14 protein-coding genes are annotated in these 16,605 nt (G+C 67.6%); 4 read left to right on the top strand and 10 right to left on the bottom strand.

What is annotated here, in order from left to right:
- The first annotated feature begins 173 nt into the window (after positions 1-173).
- The 3 genes from ACFHNC_RS05065 (at position 174) to ACFHNC_RS05055 (ending at position 5,488) form a co-directional block, all read left to right on the top strand.
- Positions 174-1,613: a dihydroorotase gene (locus tag ACFHNC_RS05065; protein WP_437168133.1), complete on the top strand. Its 1,440-nt coding sequence runs from the start codon at positions 174-176 to the stop codon at positions 1,611-1,613.
- Between the two features lie 55 nt (positions 1,614-1,668).
- Positions 1,669-2,634 carry a phosphate/phosphite/phosphonate ABC transporter substrate-binding protein gene (gene phnD / locus ACFHNC_RS05060; RefSeq protein ID WP_437168132.1) on the top strand — a complete coding sequence of 322 codons (966 nt, stop codon included), beginning with the start codon at positions 1,669-1,671 and terminating at the stop codon, positions 2,632-2,634.
- A 106-nt stretch (positions 2,635-2,740) separates the two neighbouring features.
- Positions 2,741-5,488, top strand: a complete 2,748-nt coding sequence (locus tag ACFHNC_RS05055) for a Calx-beta domain-containing protein (protein ID WP_437168131.1) — start codon at positions 2,741-2,743, stop codon at positions 5,486-5,488.
- 37 nt (positions 5,489-5,525) lie between these two features.
- Here ACFHNC_RS05055 and ACFHNC_RS05050 read toward each other — a convergent pair whose 3' ends face one another.
- On the bottom strand, positions 5,526-6,521 hold the full coding sequence (locus ACFHNC_RS05050) for a Bug family tripartite tricarboxylate transporter substrate binding protein (protein ID WP_437168130.1): 996 nt from the start codon (positions 6,519-6,521) through the stop codon (positions 5,526-5,528).
- A gap of 110 nt (positions 6,522-6,631) precedes the next feature.
- On the opposite strand from ACFHNC_RS05050, the gene ACFHNC_RS05045 reads away from it, so the two are divergent.
- Positions 6,632-7,372 carry an aspartate/glutamate racemase family protein gene (locus ACFHNC_RS05045; RefSeq protein WP_437168129.1) on the top strand — a complete coding sequence of 247 codons (741 nt, stop codon included), beginning with the start codon at positions 6,632-6,634 and terminating at the stop codon, positions 7,370-7,372.
- A gap of 9 nt (positions 7,373-7,381) precedes the next feature.
- Here ACFHNC_RS05045 and ACFHNC_RS05040 read toward each other — a convergent pair whose 3' ends face one another.
- From ACFHNC_RS05040 to ACFHNC_RS05000, 9 genes are all read right to left on the bottom strand, one after another.
- Positions 7,382-7,768 carry a hypothetical protein gene (locus tag ACFHNC_RS05040; RefSeq protein WP_437168128.1) on the bottom strand — a complete coding sequence of 129 codons (387 nt, stop codon included), beginning with the start codon at positions 7,766-7,768 and terminating at the stop codon, positions 7,382-7,384.
- Between the two features lie 225 nt (positions 7,769-7,993).
- On the bottom strand, positions 7,994-8,878 hold the full coding sequence (locus tag ACFHNC_RS05035) for a cold-shock protein (RefSeq protein ID WP_437168127.1): 885 nt from the start codon (positions 8,876-8,878) through the stop codon (positions 7,994-7,996).
- Between the two features lie 38 nt (positions 8,879-8,916).
- On the bottom strand, positions 8,917-10,194 hold the full coding sequence (locus ACFHNC_RS05030) for an NAD(P)/FAD-dependent oxidoreductase (protein ID WP_437168126.1): 1,278 nt from the start codon (positions 10,192-10,194) through the stop codon (positions 8,917-8,919).
- Positions 10,191-10,601: an AtzH-like domain-containing protein gene (locus ACFHNC_RS05025; protein ID WP_437168125.1), complete on the bottom strand. Its 411-nt coding sequence runs from the start codon at positions 10,599-10,601 to the stop codon at positions 10,191-10,193. Before ACFHNC_RS05025 ends, ACFHNC_RS05030 begins: the two co-directional genes overlap by 4 nt.
- Positions 10,602-10,671: 70 nt before the next feature.
- Positions 10,672-11,469, bottom strand: coding sequence for an FAD binding domain-containing protein (locus ACFHNC_RS05020; protein WP_437168124.1), 798 nt, complete (start codon positions 11,467-11,469; stop codon positions 10,672-10,674).
- A 16-nt stretch (positions 11,470-11,485) separates the two neighbouring features.
- A complete protein-coding gene (locus ACFHNC_RS05015; protein WP_437168123.1) occupies positions 11,486-13,873 on the bottom strand; it encodes a xanthine dehydrogenase family protein molybdopterin-binding subunit in 2,388 nt (795 codons plus the stop codon).
- A gap of 78 nt (positions 13,874-13,951) precedes the next feature.
- A complete protein-coding gene (locus ACFHNC_RS05010; protein ID WP_437168122.1) occupies positions 13,952-14,458 on the bottom strand; it encodes a (2Fe-2S)-binding protein in 507 nt (168 codons plus the stop codon).
- 108 nt (positions 14,459-14,566) lie between these two features.
- Positions 14,567-15,613: an ABC transporter ATP-binding protein gene (locus tag ACFHNC_RS05005; protein ID WP_437168121.1), complete on the bottom strand. Its 1,047-nt coding sequence runs from the start codon at positions 15,611-15,613 to the stop codon at positions 14,567-14,569.
- Positions 15,610-16,602: an ABC transporter ATP-binding protein gene (locus tag ACFHNC_RS05000; RefSeq protein ID WP_437168120.1), complete on the bottom strand. Its 993-nt coding sequence runs from the start codon at positions 16,600-16,602 to the stop codon at positions 15,610-15,612. The genes ACFHNC_RS05005 and ACFHNC_RS05000 overlap by 4 nt, the downstream gene beginning before the upstream one ends.
- Positions 16,603-16,605: the final 3 nt, after the last annotated feature.

The raw sequence follows: 16,605 nt of genomic DNA, 5'->3' as shown, positions 1-16,605 counted from the left end.
CGTCGCGCCTCATGCCTAGCAAGTGACCTCCGCTTTCGTCCCAATTCCGGCGGCCTGCCTACAGGCCGGCCGATCTTCGTCAAACTGCACCTAGCCAAACCCAGGCTTGGCCAGGAGGTCGAGGCCGGCTAGGTCCGCGGCTTAAGTAACAAGACCAGACAGGACAGACCATCATGCCGGACGCTGAAATGCTCGTTGACCTGCTGATCACCGGCGGCACGGTGGTGAACGAGACAGGCCGGTTCCCCGCCGATGTCGCGGTGAAGGATGGGCTCATCGTCTTCGTGGGCGATCCCCGCTTCGCCCCGCGCGCCACGCAGACGCTGTCGGCCGCCGGCAAATTCGTCATCCCCGGCGCCATCGATGTGCACACGCATATCCGCGAACCCGGCATGACGCAGAAGGAGGACTGGACCACCGGCACCCGCGCCGCCGCGGCCGGTGGTGTCACCACCATCTTCGACATGCCGAACACCGACCCGCCGGTCTGGTCGCTGGATGCCTTGGCCATCAAGCAGGAAGCGGCGGCCCGCCAGGCGCATGTCAATTACGGACTGTATGGCCTGCTGGACGAACGCACGCTCGACATCCTGCCCAAGCTCGCCGAGGCCGGGATCATCGGTACGAAGCTGTTCTACGGCAACACCACCGGCAACCTGCCCGCGCCCAATGATGGTGCGGTGCTGGAGGGGTTCGAGATCCTTGCCGAGCTTGGCCTGCGCTGTTCGATCCACGCCGAAAATTCGCCCATGCTGTTCTGGCGCGAGAACCGCATGAAGGCTGCCGGTCGCGACGATGCCTTCGCGCATCTGGCGGCGCGGGCCGATATCGTCGCGCTGGAATCGCTCAACCGTTCCATCACCCTCTCCGAATGGACCGGCGCGCGCATCCACATCGTGCATGAAAGCTGCATGCGCTCCATCCCCATCATCCGGGATGCCAAGGCGCGCGGCGTGCCGATGACGGTGGAGACCGGGCCGCAATATTTTCTTCTGTCGGCCGAGGATCTTGTCGGCGACAAGGCGCGCATCGCGCGGCTGAATCCGCCGATCCGGGAGGCCGCGCAGCGGGAGCCGATCCTGGCCGCGCTGTTGGACGGCACCATCGACATGCTCGGCACGGACCACGCACCGCATGCCGTGGCGGAAAAGCAGCATGCCAGCTTCTGGGACAATGCCTGCGGCTTCCCGGGGGTCGAGACCTCCATGCGGCTCATGCTGACCCTGGTGCATCAGGGGCGCACGACCATGGAGCAGTATGTCCGCATGGCCTCCGCCGCGCCGGCCAAGGCCTTCGGGCTGTATCCGCGCAAGGGCGTGATCCAGCCGGGCGCGGATGCCGATATCGCCGTGGTGGACCCGGCGAAGGAAGGCGTGATCCGTGGCGCCGAGCTGCACAGCCTCCGCAGCCGCTTCACGCCCTATGAAGGCTTCGAGACGGTGGGCATGCCGGTCGCCACCATCGTGCGCGGCCGCATCGTGATGGAAGGCGGCACGGTGGCGGATGCGCCCGGTTGGGGCCGGATGGAGCGGCCGGAGATGCCGAAACCCGCACCGCGCAACCTGGCGACGACAACCAAGGCGATCCTGCGGCCGGGCGCCCAATCCTGGTGATTTGCCCGCGCTGTCACGCTAGGCTCGCAAGACCGTCACCGAGGCACCCGCTCCCATGCTGATCCGCCGCCGCGCCCTGATCGCCGCTGCCGCCGTGTCCCCGCTGGCCCCCCTCGCCGCGCGCGCCCAGGCGCCCGCGATGCCCGAGAAGGGCCGCCGCCCCTGGGCGGAGCAACTGCCGCAAATCCGCATCGGCATCCTGGGTGGGGAGAATGAGGCGGATCGCATCGGCCGCTACGGCGCCTATGGCCGCCTGATCAGTGAGACCTTCGGCGTGCCCGTGCGCCTGTATCAGGCCAGCGACTATTCCGGCGTGGTGCAGGCGTTTTCCGGCCGGCAGATCGAGATGGCATCCATGTCGCCCGCCGCCTATGCCGCGTCCTGGATGGACTCGAATGGCAATGTGGAGCCCATCCTGGTGACGCAGGAAGCCGATGGCAGCACCAGCTACATTGCCGTCATGTACACCCGTGCCGATAGCGGCATCACCAGCCTCGAGCAGATGCGCGGCCGCACCATGGCCTGGGCCGATCCGAACAGCGCCAGCGGCTACCTGATCCCCCGCGCGGAGCTGCGCGCCGCCGGCATCAACCCGGAGCAGTTCTTCAGCCGCGCCGGCTTCGCCGGAGGGCATGAACAGGCAATCGTGGCCGTCATGGGCCGGCAATTCGATGCGGGCGTGACTTGGGCATCGGGCATTGGCGAGGCCTCCGAGGGCTTCTCGCGCGGCATGCTGCGCGCCACGGCGGAGAAGGGGCTGCTCAACCTGCGCGACCTCCGCATCATCTGGCAGTCGCGCCCAATCAAGAACGGCCCGATCGTGGTCCGCAAGGACACGCCGGCCGGCTTCAAGGCGGATATCACCGCCTTTCACCTGGCCCTGCCCCCCGCGCATCCGGAGATTCATCGTGCGGTGGAACGCGGCAACGTCATCGGCTGGGTGCCGACGCAGCATGCGGATTACGAGGTCTTCGTGACCATGCGGCAGGAAGAAGCTGTCCAGCGCCGCCGGCGGAACTGAGCCCGGAGACCTGCAGCACCGCGAAATGGGCTGAAACCAGGGGGGCCGTTGACGCGGCGCATTGCTGCGCCATTCTGTGTCTGATCGTAAGGAATCGGATACTGGAATGGCAGTCCTGACTAACGGCCTCGGCGGTCCTGCAGGGTTCGGCGAGAATGCGCTGGCGCCCGATGACCGCTGGAGCCTCGTGCCGATCGATATCTCCGGCTTCTACAACGGCAGCGCGGGGCTGAAATTCCTCGGCAATTTCTACCAGTCGCTCTGGGTGAACCGGGACGGCTTCATTCAGTTCCGCCCCGCCGATGGAGAGCGGGCGCAGCTTCCGGGCATTCCCTTCGATGGTCCTGGCGCCGGCGTGCTCGATGCCTCCTTCGGTGACACCATCGCACCGATCCTGGCGCCATTCTGGAGCCCGTTGGACACGGGCATTGCTCCACTGCCCGCCAGCGAGGGCGGCACCTCCACCGGCGCCAACCGGGTCTGGTACGATCTGGACGCGGCCACCGGCACCGTCACCGTCACCTGGGACGACGTGCAACCGCAATCCGGTGGCGGGCGAGAGATCGACAATGCCGCGGGCCGCAACGCCTTCCAGCTGGAGCTTCGCCCGGCCACAAATGCCGGCGCCACCTCGATCGATTTCGACGTGACCTTCCGTTACGAAACGCTGGAGTGGCCCTCCTTCAGCTTCCTCGACAACACGCTCATCGCCACCAGCGCCGGCCGCGCGGTGATGACGGATTTCAACACCTTTCGCGACGGCGAGGTGGTCATCACCGAATTGCCGCCGAGCCTGGCGGCGGCCACGGACCCGGCTTCCGCCGCTGACCTGGTCACCACTGGCAACATCATCGGCCAGCCCGGTGTCTGGCACTACGCCTACCGCCAGGGCTGGGTCACCGCGGAGATCAGCGCAGAGGATGCGACGGTGGTGGAAGGCACCGGCCCCGGCGCCACCTTCGCCGCCGTGCCGATCCGCCTGGTGGCCGGCGTGCCGCACAGCGTCACCGTCACCTGGCAGGCGGTGAACCAGAATACCGGCATGGGCTTTGCCAATGTCGAGGCCGACCTACTGGAGACCAGCGGCAGCATCACCTTCGCGCCTGGGGAAACGCAGAAGACCATCTTCATCCCGGTCGTCCGGGACGCGATCGCCGAGATCCTGCCCTTCTTCGGCTTCACGGGCGAAACCTTTCGCCTGGAGCTTTCCAGCGACCCGGTCAGCTTCCTCAATCCGGGCGGCAGCATCCTGTTGACGAACAGCGTCGTGGTCACCATCACCGATGACGACACGCCCTCCCGCAACGGCTTCCGCATGATCGACGCCACGGCCAGGGAATCGGCCGGCGAGATGATCTTCACCGTCACCCGCGGCGATGCAGGCGCGGCCGGCAGCGTCGATTTTGCGGTGACGGGCAACAGCGCGACCGCGGGCGAGGACTTCACAGCCACCAGCGGCAGGCTGGAGTTCGGGATCGGGGAGTTGAGCAAGACCATTCGCGTGCTCATCGCCTCGGATGGCGTGGTGGAGCCGGATGAGACGCTGACGGTCACATTGTCAAATCCGGTTGGCACGGATTTGTCGCGTGGTGTGGCCACTGGCACGATCGTCGATTCCAACGGCCTCCTCACGGTCCGCCCCGACATCACACCCGTGGTGGAGGGCACCGAAGACACCACGGTCGTCTATCGCTTCATCCGCAGCGGCGTCGACCTTTCGGAGGCAGTGAGCCTGGGGTGGAGCTTCGCCCCCTTGGCGCCCACACCAACCACGGGCAGCCTCAGCTATGAGGATTTCGTGCCGGGCACGGGTTTCCTGGGCACCGTCTCCTTCGCACCCAGTCAGTCGGAAGCCTCGGTGGTGCTGACCCTGGCCGCCGATGAACTGGCGGAGATGGCGGAGGCCGGGACCATCATCGTCTACGGCTCTCGCTTCAACGCGGAGGACATCACGCCGCTGGTCGTGCAGGACCAGCCACGCCCCCCCGTGGCGGAACTGCTGCGTGGCCGTGCCGGCGCTGATACGCTGGAGGGCGCAGGCGGTGCGGATACGCTGGTGGGCCTCGATGGCGATGACTGGCTCTCAGGCGGCACGGGGCAGGATTCGCTGTACGGCGGCCTGGGGAATGACAGCCTGTGGGGCGGCAGCGGCGCGGACCGGCTGGTGGGGAATGACGGCGACGACCTGCTGGATGGCGGAAGGGGCGACGACCTGCTGAGCGGCGGCAACGGCGCCGATACGCTGTTGGGGGGCGAGGGCCACGATGCATTGACCGGCGGCGCGGGTGACGATGTGCTGTCGGGTGGTGCCGGCGATGATCGCCTGTATGGCGGGGATGGCGATGACCGGCTGGAGGGCGGCAGCGGAAACAACCATCTGTTTGGCGGCGCCGGCAACGATACGCTGATCGCCGGCAATGGCTTGATGGATACGCTGCGCGGCGAAGCAGGGAACGACCTGCTGCTCGGCAGCGACACCCGCGATATCCTGATCGGTGGCGATGGCGACAACACCCTGATCGGCGGTCTCGATGCTGATGTCCTGCTCGGCGGGGCCGGCGCGGATGTCTTCCGCTGGACCGCCACGGCGGAGAGCAGCCTTACGCAGCGAGATCGCATCAACGGCTTCGTCGTCGGGGAAGATCTGCTCGATCTCTCGGCCCTGTCCAGCCAGCCCATCGCCTTTCTGGGCCAAGGCGCTTTCACGCCCGGCGTGGCTGCGGTGCGAATCACACAGGCGCAGGGCAACACCATCGTCTGGTTCGACAGTGACGATGCCGATGTGGTGGCGGAACTGGCCTTCGTCGTCCTCGGCCTGCATGCGCTGACGGCGGCCGACTTCATCCTCGCTTGAAAATGGGGGGCGCCATGGCGCCCCCCCTTCCCGTCTGTCAGTCCACCTGGGCGCCGGCGGCGCGGACGATCTGGCCCCAGCGGGCGATGTCCTGCTCATGCACCTGGCGGAACGCTTCTGGCGTGCGCACGGTGGAGGGCGCGATGCCCTGGCTGTTCACCAGCCAGTCACGGAATTCCGGCGCCTCGATGATCTTGCGGATTTCCATGTTCAGGCGCTGCTGGATCGGCGCCGGCAGGCCGGGAGGGCCGAAGACGCCGTACCAGGTGGTGCTCTCGAAGCCCGGCAGGTTGCACGCCTCGGCGATGGTCGGCACGTCCGGCAGCGCGGCCAGGCGCTGCGGGGTGGTGACGCCCAGCCCGCGCACGGCACCCTGGCGAATCATGCCCACCGAGGGGCCGGCCTGGTTGAAGAACAGGTCGGTCTGCCCGCCGAGCAGGGAGGCCATGGCAGGCCCCTGGCCGGGGAAGGGGATGTGCAGCATGTCGATCCCCGCCGTCGAGGCGAAGACGGCGCCCGCCAGGTGTGTGGAGGCGCCATTGCCGGTGCTGGCGTAGTTCAGCGCGCCGGGCCGCGCCTTGGCATCTGCCATCAGCGCCGCGCAGTCGGTGTATTGCGGCCGGTGCTGCATGCTGGTGATCAGAACATTCGGCACGTCGCCCAGATGCGCGATATGGGTCACGTCGCGCATCGGGTCGAAGGGCAGGCGGCGATACAACGTGGCGTTGATCGCATGCGTGCCGGCGGTGCCGAACAGGATCAGGTAGCCATCCGGCCGCGCCTTGGCCACGTGGTTGGAGGCGATGTTGCCGCCGGCACCGACGCGGTTGTTGACCACGACCGGCACGCCCAGCGCCTGGGACAACGGCTCCGCGATGCGGCGAGCGTAGATGTCCACGCCGGAGCCGTTGGGGAAGCCACCGAGGAATTCGATCGGCCGCGACGGCCAGGCATCCTGCGCCTGCGCTAGGCCCGGCGCCGCGGCGCCCAGCGCGGCGAGCAGCGGCAGCAGAAGGCGATGTCGGAATTTCATTTTGGCAGTCCTCAGCCTGTTCACGCGTAGAAGAACCGCCCTGGCGCCTTCGGTGCAACCCCTTGCCACGCCCGGCTGGACAGAAAGCGTCAACGGGCTAGGCTTTGGCCATGTCCAGCCCCTCCCCTGCTCCCCGTATCGCCCGTGGCGGTAAATCCATCTACGGCGCGCCGCTCGGCATCCTGATGCTGGAGGCGCGATTCCCGCGCATTCCGGGCGACATGGGCAACGGCACCACCTGGCCCTTCCCGGTGCTGTTCCGCGTGGTGCGCGGTGCAACGCCGGAGAAGGTGGTGCTTCAGGGCGCGCGGGGCCTGCTGCCGGACTTCATCGAAGCTGCGCGGGACCTGGTGGGTCTGGGGGCGGAGGCCATCACCACCAATTGCGGCTTCCTGAGCCTGTTCCAGGCGGAGCTTGCGGCGGCGGTGCAAGTGCCGGTCGCGACCTCATCCCTCATGCAGGTGCCCTGGGTGCAGGCGATGCTGCCGCCAGGCAAGCGGGTCGGGGTGGTGACCGTCAACAGCAGTTCGCTGACACCCGCGCATCTGCGCGCTGCGAATGTGCCGCTGGACATTCCCGTGCAGGGGACGGAAGGCGGGCGGGAGTTCTTTCGCGTGCTGATCCAGTCCGAGGCGTCGGACATGGATGTGGCGCTGGCCGAGCAGGATATTCTGGATGCCGGGCGCGCCCTGGTGGCACGGCATCCCGAGGTCGGGGCAATCGTGTTGGAATGCACCAATATGCCGCCCTACGCCGCTGCATTGCAGGCGGAGCTCGGACTGCCGGTCTATGACATCTACACCCTGGTCAACTGGCTGCATGGCGGGCTGCGGCCTGCACGCTTCGGCTGACCAGACGGTTCAGCCGACCGCCTGCCGCCGCATCAGCGCACCGAGCCGATCCGCCTCCCGCCCCGTCTGGGCGTCGCAGATCGAGGGCGGGTCATCCAGCCCGCCCTCACGCGGGTCTGGCGCCTGCAGGTCCCCGCTTATCCGGTCCGGCAGCCCCAGCGCGCGGTCCACCGCGCGCCGCAGGGCCAGGTGCTCGGCAGGGGTACGCGCACGGGCGGCGGCGATGGCGACGATGCCGGCTACGGCTTCGGCCAGGCTCGCGGCGCGCGCCGCATCGCTGGGCGGGTCGCCGCGGGCTGGCGCATCGAGCCAGGAAATGCCCAGGCGTAAAACCGGATCGTAGAATAGCCCGGCCTCCCCCGGCGGAGCCGCGTAGGCGGCCATGGGCGATGACATGGATGAGCGCTCGACATCGCGTTTCCTCCGGGATCTTCCCGTATGGCGATTTCCACGCGACGAGCGAAGCGTCGCGATGTCCTTACACTCGGCCCCGGATCCTCAACAGAAAGTTAAATTGCAGCCTGACACTCGCCGTAATGGACGGTTTTTGGTTAATTTCACAAAAAAACCCCCGACACTTTCGCGTCGGGGGCTTTCCGAGCCAAGCCGATAAGGGCTGGGCTATTCCTTCATGTTGACGGCCTGACGGCCGCGCTGGCCGTCCCGCACATCCAGCGCCACCTTCTCACCCTGCTGCACATCGGCCCGGCCGGCGCGCTGCAGGACGGAGGAATGCAGGAACACGTCCTGCCCGCCATCTTCCGGGGTCACGAAGCCGAAGCCGCGCACCTGGTCGAACCACTTCACCGTGCCCTGCACGGCATAGGTCGGGCCGCCCTCGTCCCGGCCGCTGTCGCGGCGCGGCGGCGGACGGTCGCCGAAATTGCCACGCGGCGCGCCGAAGCCACCGCCACCGGCGCCGAAGCCACCCGGTGCACCACCACCGAAGTCCCGGCGCGGCGGACGATCGCCGAAGCCGCCACCACCGGCACCGGCACCAAAGTCCCGGCGCGGCGGCCGGTCTCCGAAGCCGCCGGGGGCGCCACCGAAGTCGCGGCGCGGCGGACGATCACCGAAGCCACCCGGCGCGCCTCCGAAATCCCGACGCGGCGGACGATCCCCGAACCCACCCGGACGTGCGGCCCTGTCGCCGCCGCCCGGACCCTTGATGACCGAGTGAATCCGCGTGACCAGGCGCCGGCCCTGTCGGTCCGCCCCGATCTCGCAATTCAACTTGTCGCCGGTGTCCGGCGGTTCGATGCCCGCCTCGGTTAAGGCCGAGGCATGGAAGAAGACGTCCTGTCCATCCGGTCCCAGGACGAAGCCGAAGCCCTTGCGGGCGTTGTACCACTTCACTTCGGCTTCGACGGACCCGGCGCCGCCCTGCTCGTTGTCGGGAAACACGTTCTTATGCAATCCGTACTTGTGGACACGACCCGACACGATGCAGGGCCGCCACAGTGCAAGATTGCACCCGGTAGCAAGAAAAACCAGCGAAAAGCGCAAGGATTCCTAGCGACGGAGCCTTCTTGCGCCATCCAGGGTCATGCGAATCGTGCCGGGCTGAATGATTCCATCGGCAGGGCCGGTTTGCGGCCAGCCAGCAGGTCCACAATCGCGGTCGCCGTGCGCGGCGCCGCCACCAGGCCGGTGTGTCCATGACCGAAGGCCAGCAACACATCCGGCGTTGCAGCGGCCGGGCCGAGGCAGGGCAAGCCATCCGGCATCGAGGGCCGGTGCCCCATCCACATCTTCACCCGTCCAGCCGGCAGGTCCCGCGGCAGGCCGGGGAAGCTGCGCAGCAGATGGTCGCGCAGAATCTCCGCCCGCTTCCAGTTGGGCGCGGCGTCGAGCCCGGCAATTTCCACCTGCCCGGCGCAGCGCAGGCCGCGATCCGTCCAGGTGACGGACATCTTGCCGTCATAGGGCATCATCGGCGTGCGCGGCCCGGCCTCGGCATCCGCCACCATCGCGTGGTAGCCCCGCTCCGTCTCCAGCGGCACGTCAGATCCGACCGAGGCCGCCAGCTTGCGGGAATGGGCGCCGGCGGCAATCACCGCGCGGTCGCAAGCGACCTCCCCGCCTTGCGTCACCACGGCCTTGAGCCGCCCCTGCTCGACCCGGAAGCCGGTGGCCGCGTCACGCCGCAGCACCGCACCCTCCGCACAGGCCTGTGCCACCAGGGCGGCGACATAGGCGCCAGGGTCGCGGCAATGCCCACCTTCTTCGACCAGCGCACCGAAGGTGTAGCGGCGGTCGAGGTCCGGCTCGCGCTGGCGCATCTCATCCGCATCCAGTTCCAGCCATTCGATGCCGACCTGCTTGCGGATGCGCCAGGCCATCGCCTCGGATTCGAACTGGGCGCGATTCTCATAGATGTAGATGAGGCCGCGGCGCTCGATCAGGTGGCCGACGCCGGCCTGGTCCGCCAATTCCTTGTGCAGCGCCGGGCTGCCCACCAGCAGCGGGCGCAGTGCCTGCGCGGCGCGGAGCACCTTCGCCTCCGTCCAGCCGGCCCAGAGGTAGCGCGCCAACCAGGGCAGCACGCGCGGCAGGTAGGTCCAGCGGATCGCCAGCGGCCCCAGCGGGTCCGCCAGGAATTTCGGCACCTTCTTCCACAGACCGGGGCTGGCGGGCGGGATCACCGACATGGGGCTGAGCCAGCAGCCATTGCCGTAGCTCGCCGCCTGTTCGCCACCCGGCTCGCCCGGCTCCAGTATGGTCACCCGGTAGCCTTCGCGCAGCGCGCCGATCGCGGTTGCGGCGCCGATGATCCCGGCGCCGATCACGACCACATGCGGCCGGAGCCCTGCCTCGCTCAACGCAGCTCTCCCATCACACGCCCCGGATCACCGGCGGCCAGCAGCGAGACATGGGCCGAGACCACCCGCCACCCCTGCCCCGGGATGCGCGCCATGATCTTGGTCTCCCGCCCCACCAGGCCGGTGCCGATGCGTTCATATTCCAGATGCGTCGCCGCGACATCCTGCCCGAAGGCGGTGATCCGCACCTGGCGCTGGGTGCGCTGGGCATAGGCCTTCACCGAGGCGCGGCAGGCCCGGATGGCCTCGATGCCATACAGGATTTCGCCGATGCCGAAGCGCACGGTGCGCGGGTCCGCCCAGAAGATGGCGTCGAGGGTTTCCGTCTCATTCGCCATAAGCGCCGCTTCGTAGCGGTCAAAGACGGCGCGTACCTCCGCGATGATGGTCGGGTCGTCAATTTGCACGCGGTATCTCCTGCCAAGCGGATTCCAGCCTGCGCCAAGCCGGGCAGGCTGGAAAGGCAGGCGTCCGCTGTCAGCCCGCGTCGATCACCGCGCGCTTGGCCATGACGGTCACCAGATGCGCGCGGTATTCGGCGCTGCCATGGATGTCGCCATTCAGCAGGCCGGGGTCCACCTTCACGCCGGCCACGGCATCGGGCGACCAGTTGGCGGTCAGCGCCGCTTCCATCGCCTTCTCCCGAAACACGCCATTGGCGCCCGCGCCATTCACCGCCACGCGCACGCCGGCCGCGGTCTGCGCCACGAAGACGCCGGCCATGGAATAGCGGCTGGCCGGGTTGCGCATCTTGGCGTAGCCGGCCTTGGTCGGGATCGGGATATGGATCGCCGTCACCAATTCGCCGACTTCCAGCGCCGTGGTGAACATGCCGGTGAAGAAATCCTCGGCCGCCAGCTTGCGCTTGTCGGTCTGGATGGTGGCGCCGAGGGCCAGCAGCGCCGCCGGATAATCGGCGGAGGGGTCGTTGTTGGCGACGGAGCCGCCCATGGTGCCGCGGTTGCGGACCTGGGTGTCACCGATGGTGCCGGCCATGGCGGCGAGCGTCGGGATCGCGGCCTGCACCTCGGCCGAGGTCGCGACCTCCACATGCCGGGTCAGGGCGCCGATCACCAACTTGTCCCCTTCGCGCTTCACGCCGTGCAGTTCCGCAATGCCGGACAGGTCGACCACGGAGGTCGGCTTGTTCAGCCGCAGCTTCAGCGCCGGCAGCAGGGTCATGCCGCCGGAGATCGGCCGCGCATCGGGATCGGCCGCCAGGATCTTCACGGCATCCGCGACCGAGGCGGGCTTGTGGTAGGCGAAATCATACATTTTCCGGTTCCCTCAGCTATTCGGCCGCAAGCCTGTGTGCGTTGACGATGCCCCAGATCTTCTGCGGCGTCGCCGGCATTTCCACATGGCGCACGCCATAGTCACGCAGCGCATCCACCACCGCATTCATCACCGCCGGCGGCGACCCGATGGCGCCGACCTCGCCACACCCCTTCACCCCCAGCGGATTATGGGTGCAAAGCGTGACGTGGGTGGCGACGCCGACATCCGGCAGGTCCCCGGCCCGTGGCATGGTGTAGTCCATGAAGGAGCCGGAGACGAGTTGCCCGGATGCATCATAGATCGCCGCCTCCAGCAGCGCCTGGCCAATGCCCTGCGCCACGCCGCCTTGCACCTGGCCTTCGACGATCATCGGGTTGATGACCCGGCCCACATCATCCACCGCGGTAAAGCTCAGAACCTCGACGCGGCCGGTATCCGGGTCGATCTCCACCTCGCAGATGTGGCAGCCACCCGGATAGGTGAAGTTCTTCGGATCGTAGAAGGCCGTCTCCTCCAGCCCCGGCTCGATCTCGTCGATCGGGTAGTTGTGCGGGACGTAGGCAGCCAGGCTGATGTCCGTGAGGGTCTTGGTGCGATCCGTGCCGGCGACTCGAAAAGTGCCGCGCTCGAACTCCACATCCTCGACGCTGGCTTCCATCAGATGGGCGGCAATGCGCTTGCCCTTGGCGATGATCTTGTCCATCGCCTTGTCCATGGCGGAGCCACCCACCGCCAGGCTGCGCGACCCATAGGTACCCATGCCGAAGGGCACCTTGGCCGTGTCGCCATGCACGATATCCACATTCGCCGTCGGCACCCCGAGCTTGTCCGCGATGAGCTGCGCGAAGGTCGTCTCATGCCCCTGCCCGTGGCTATGCGCCCCGGTCAGCACGGTGACGCTGCCCGTGGGGTGCACGCGGATGGTGCCCACCTCGTACAGCCCCGCCCGCGCGCCGAGGCTGCCCACCACGGCGGAGGGCGCGATGCCGCAGGCCTCGACATAGGTGGAGATGCCGATGCCGCGCAGCTTGCCGCGGGATTTGGATTCGGCCCGCCGCGTCTCGAATTCGGCCCAGCCCGCCGTCTCCAGGCAGGCTTCCAGCGTCGAATGATAATCGCCGCTGTCATACTGCAACGCGACGGGCGTCTGGTACGGGAACTGGTCCGGCCGGATGAAGTTGCGGCGCCGGAAATCCACCTTGTCGAGGCCCGCTTCCGCGGCCGCCACATCCATCAGCCGTTCCAGCAGATAGGTCGCCTCCGGCCGCCCGGCGCCCCGGTACGCATCCACCGGCACGGTGTGGGTGAACACCGCCTTCACCTCGGCATAGATCACCGGCGTGGCGTACACGCCGGACAGCAGCGTGGCGTAGAGGTAGGTCGGCACGCAGGGCGCGAAGGTGGAGAGATACGCGCCCATATTTGCCAGCGTGTGGACCTTCAGCCCAAGGATCTTCCCCTCCGCATCCAGCGCCAGTTCGGCGGTGGAAACATGGTCGCGCCCATGCGCATCGGACATGAAGGATTCGGACCGCTCGCAGGTCCATTTTATCGGCCGCTTCACCTTGCCGGCGGCCCAGGTGACGATGGCTTCCTCAGCGTAGTGGTAAATCTTGCTGCCGAAGCCGCCGCCCACATCGGGGGCCACCACGCGAAGCTTGGATTCGGGGATGTGCAGCACGAAGGCGCCCATCAGCAGCCGGATCACATGCGGGTTCTGGCTGGTGGTGTAGAGCGTGTAATCGCCCGAGAAACTGTCGAAAGCGCCGATCGCCGCGCGCGGTTCCATGGCGTTCGGGACCAGGCGGTTGTTCGTCGTCTCGAACTTCACCACCCGGGCGGCGCGGGCAAAGGCCGCTTCCTGCGCCGCCTTGTCGCCGATGTGCCAATCGTAGCAAAGGTTGCCCGGCGCCCCCTCATGCACCTGCGGCGCGCCGGGCTTCACCGCGGCCTCGGTGGAGGAAACCGCGGGCAGCGGCGTGTAGTCCACCACGATGGCTTCCGCCGCATCCCGCGCCTGCGCCTTGGTCTCCGCGATCACCACCGCCACCGGGTCGCCCACATGGCGCACCTTGCCGAGCGCCAGGGCGGGGTGCATCGGCTCCGCCATCGGCGAGCCGTCCTTGTTGTGGATCTGCCAGCCGCAGGGAATGCCGCCGATGGATTCGGCCGCCATGTCCTCGCCCACAAAGATCGCCTTCACCCCCGGCATCGCCTTGGCGGCCGCGGTGTCGATACGGTCGATCGTTGCATGGGCGTGCGGGCTGCGGAGCATCACGGCATGGGTCTGGCCCGGCCGGTTGAGGTCATCCACATACTGACCGCGACCCAGCAGGAAGCGATAATCTTCCTTGCGGCGCAGGCTGGCGCCGATGCCCTCGAAGGGTGTCACCACGTTCATCGTTCATTCCTCCCCGTTGAACCGCGGCGCCCCCTCTGGCGGGGGGCTGTTCCGCGGCCCTGGCCTCGAAACGCCAGGCTACTCCGCGGCGGCGCGGGCCAGTTCGGAGACGCGGCCGTGCATCACGTCCTGCGCGGCGGCGATGGCCTTCACGATGTTGTGGTAGCCGGTGCAGCGGCAGAGGTTACCCTCCAGACCCTCCCGGATCTCCTTCTCGCTCATCCCGTCCGGGTGCTTGTTCACCAGGTCGATGGCGGACATGACCATGCCCGGTGTGCAGAAGCCGCACTGCAGAGCGTGGTATTCGCGGAAGGCTTCCTGCATCGGGTGCAGGGTGCCGTCGGCCGCGGCCAGCCCCTCGATGGTGGTGATGTCGCTGCCGTCGCACTGGACGGACAGGATCGTGCAGGCCTTCACGCTATCGCCGCCCATATGGACGACGCAGGCGCCGCATTGGCTGGTATCGCAGCCGACATGCGTGCCGGTGAGGCGAAGCTGCTCCCGCAGCGTCTCGACCAGCAGGGTGCGGGCCTCGACCTCAACCGTGTGTTTCGTGCCGTTGACCGTCAGTGTCACCTGCGGCATCGCGCCTCTCCCCGAATTTTGGCCTGCCGGCCCCCGGTTGGGGGCCGCCCTAGCTTCGGAGAGTCGTCCCGGTCCCGCGCCTCGTCAAGCGTGGCGATGGCGAAACCGTCACCCCACCGCGAGAAGTGCTGCACCCTTGGCCCCGGCGAGCGGATTTTCGGCATCGGGCAGGTCGTGCAGGTGGCAGGCGCTGATATGCCCCTCCCCCAACGTGTCACGGATCGGTCGCAGAACCGGCTCCTCCGACCGGCAACGGTCGAAGGCGTAGGGGCAGCGGGTGTGGAAACGGCAGCCCGTGGGCGGGTTGATCGGGCTGGGCACGTCGCCCTTCAGGATGACGCGCTGGCGCTGGATGCCCGGCGTCGGCTGCGGCACGGCGGACAGCAGCGCTTCCGTGTAGGGATGCTTCGGCGCCGCGAACAGGCTGCGCCGCGGCGCCACCTCCACGATCTTGCCGAGATACATCACCGCGACCCGGTGCGTCATATGCTCCACGATCGCCAGGTCGTGGCTGATGAACAGCATCGCCAAGCCCAGTTCCTTCTGCAGATCCTGCAGCAGGTTGACGATTTGCGCCTTCACCGAGACGTCGAGCGCGGAGACCGCCTCGTCGCAGATGATCAAATCCGGCTCACCCGCCAGGGCGCGGGCGATGCCGATGCGCTGGCGCTGGCCGCCGGAGAATTCATGCGGCCAGCGGTTGATGGCGTCCTTCGGCAGCCGGACCTTGTCCATCAGCGCCACCAGCCGCGCTTCCAGATCGGCGGAGTTCTTCGCCAGCCCAAAATTGCGGATCGGCTCGGCCAGGATGTCGCGCACCCGCATGCGCGGGTTCAGCGAGCTGAACGGGTCCTGGAACACCACCTGCATCCGCCGCCGCAGCGGCCGCAGCGTGCTGCTTGGCATGTCATCGATGCGTGTGCCGCCCAGGATCACCTGGCCATCCGTCAGCGGGAATAGCCGCAGCAGCGCCTTGCCGACGGTGGATTTGCCGCAGCCCGATTCGCCGACCAGCGAAAGCGTCTCCCCCTCCGCGATGTCGAAGGAGATGCCATCCACCGCATAGACCTTGGCGGTGACGCCGCCGAAGAACCCACCATGGATCGGGAAGTGCTTCTTCAAGTCATTGACCTGCAACAGGGGCACGGTGCTCATGCGGCAAGGGCCCCTTCACGCAAGGCATAGTGGCAGGCGGCGACATGCCCCGGCGCCTTCTCCTCCAGCGCCGGCGCGAAGGCCGTGCAGAGGTCCGTCGCATGCGCGCAGCGGGAGGCGAAGACGCAACCAGGGATCTTCTGTTTCAGGCTCGGCACCAGACCGGGAATCTCCGCCAGTCGCGTCGCCTCCCCGGTCAGGGACGAGCCGAGTTTCGGCACGGAGCCGAGCAGGCCCTGGGTGTAGGGATGGCGCGGGCGGTTGAATAGCGCATGCACCGGCGCTTCCTCGACCTTCTTGCCGGCATACATGACGACGACGCGCTCCGCGACCTCCGCCACCACGCCGAGGTCGTGGGTGATCAGCACGATGGCCGCCCCCACGCGATGCTTCAGGTCCCGCATCAGGTCCAGGATCTGCGCCTGGATGGTGACATCGAGCGCCGTGGTCGGCTCATCCGCGATCAGCAGCTTCGGGTTGCAGGCCAGCGCGATGGCAATCATCACGCGCTGCCGCATGCCGCCGGAAAGCTGGTGCGGATATTCCTTCACGCGCCGCTTGGCCTCGGGAATGCCGACCAGGTTCAGCATGTCCACGGCACGATCTTCGGCAGCCTGGGCGGACATGCCCTGGTGCAAACGCAGCGTCTCACCAATCTGGCGGCCCACGGTCAGCACCGGGTTCAGGCTCGTCATCGGCTCCTGGAAGATCATGCTGATCTCGTTGCCGCGGATCGCCCGCATTTCCTTGTCGGTCGCTTCCAGCAGGTTCTTGCCGTTGAAGCGGATGGCGCCGGCGATCTTGCCCGGCGGCTCCGGGATCAGCCGCAGGATGGACATGGCGGTGACGGATTTGCCGCACCCGCTTTCGCCCACGATCGCCAGCGTCTCCCCGGCATTCACGTGGAAGGAGACACCATCGACGGCACGGTTGACACCGTCGGGCGCGCGGAAATGCGTCTGCAGCATATCGACTTCGAGAAGTGCCATGTC

Origin of the sequence: Falsiroseomonas sp. E2-1-a4, assembly GCF_051433165.1 — a bacterium.
In the GTDB taxonomy this organism is placed as follows: domain Bacteria; phylum Pseudomonadota; class Alphaproteobacteria; order Acetobacterales; family Acetobacteraceae; genus Falsiroseomonas.
The sequence above is the reverse complement of the archived record's forward strand: the minus strand, read 5'-3'. Positions and strand labels throughout refer to the sequence as shown.

Excerpts from the sequence above, each read along its gene's own strand:
- ACFHNC_RS05065 (WP_437168133.1), top strand. The coding sequence starts at position 174 with ATGCCGGACGCTGAAATGCTCGTTGACCTGCTGATCACCGGCGGCACG.
- phnD (WP_437168132.1), top strand. The coding sequence starts at position 1,669 with ATGCTGATCCGCCGCCGCGCCCTGATCGCCGCTGCCGCCGTGTCCCCG.
- ACFHNC_RS05055 (WP_437168131.1), top strand. The coding sequence starts at position 2,741 with ATGGCAGTCCTGACTAACGGCCTCGGCGGTCCTGCAGGGTTCGGCGAG.
- ACFHNC_RS05050 (WP_437168130.1), bottom strand. The coding sequence starts at position 6,521 with ATGAAATTCCGACATCGCCTTCTGCTGCCGCTGCTCGCCGCGCTGGGC.
- ACFHNC_RS05045 (WP_437168129.1), top strand. The coding sequence starts at position 6,632 with ATGTCCAGCCCCTCCCCTGCTCCCCGTATCGCCCGTGGCGGTAAATCC.
- ACFHNC_RS05040 (WP_437168128.1), bottom strand. The coding sequence starts at position 7,768 with ATGTCATCGCCCATGGCCGCCTACGCGGCTCCGCCGGGGGAGGCCGGG.
- ACFHNC_RS05020 (WP_437168124.1), bottom strand. The coding sequence starts at position 11,469 with ATGTATGATTTCGCCTACCACAAGCCCGCCTCGGTCGCGGATGCCGTG.
- ACFHNC_RS05015 (WP_437168123.1), bottom strand. The coding sequence starts at position 13,873 with ATGAACGTGGTGACACCCTTCGAGGGCATCGGCGCCAGCCTGCGCCGC.
- ACFHNC_RS05010 (WP_437168122.1), bottom strand. The coding sequence starts at position 14,458 with ATGCCGCAGGTGACACTGACGGTCAACGGCACGAAACACACGGTTGAG.
- ACFHNC_RS05005 (WP_437168121.1), bottom strand. The coding sequence starts at position 15,613 with ATGAGCACCGTGCCCCTGTTGCAGGTCAATGACTTGAAGAAGCACTTC.
- ACFHNC_RS05000 (WP_437168120.1), bottom strand. The coding sequence starts at position 16,602 with ATGGCACTTCTCGAAGTCGATATGCTGCAGACGCATTTCCGCGCGCCC.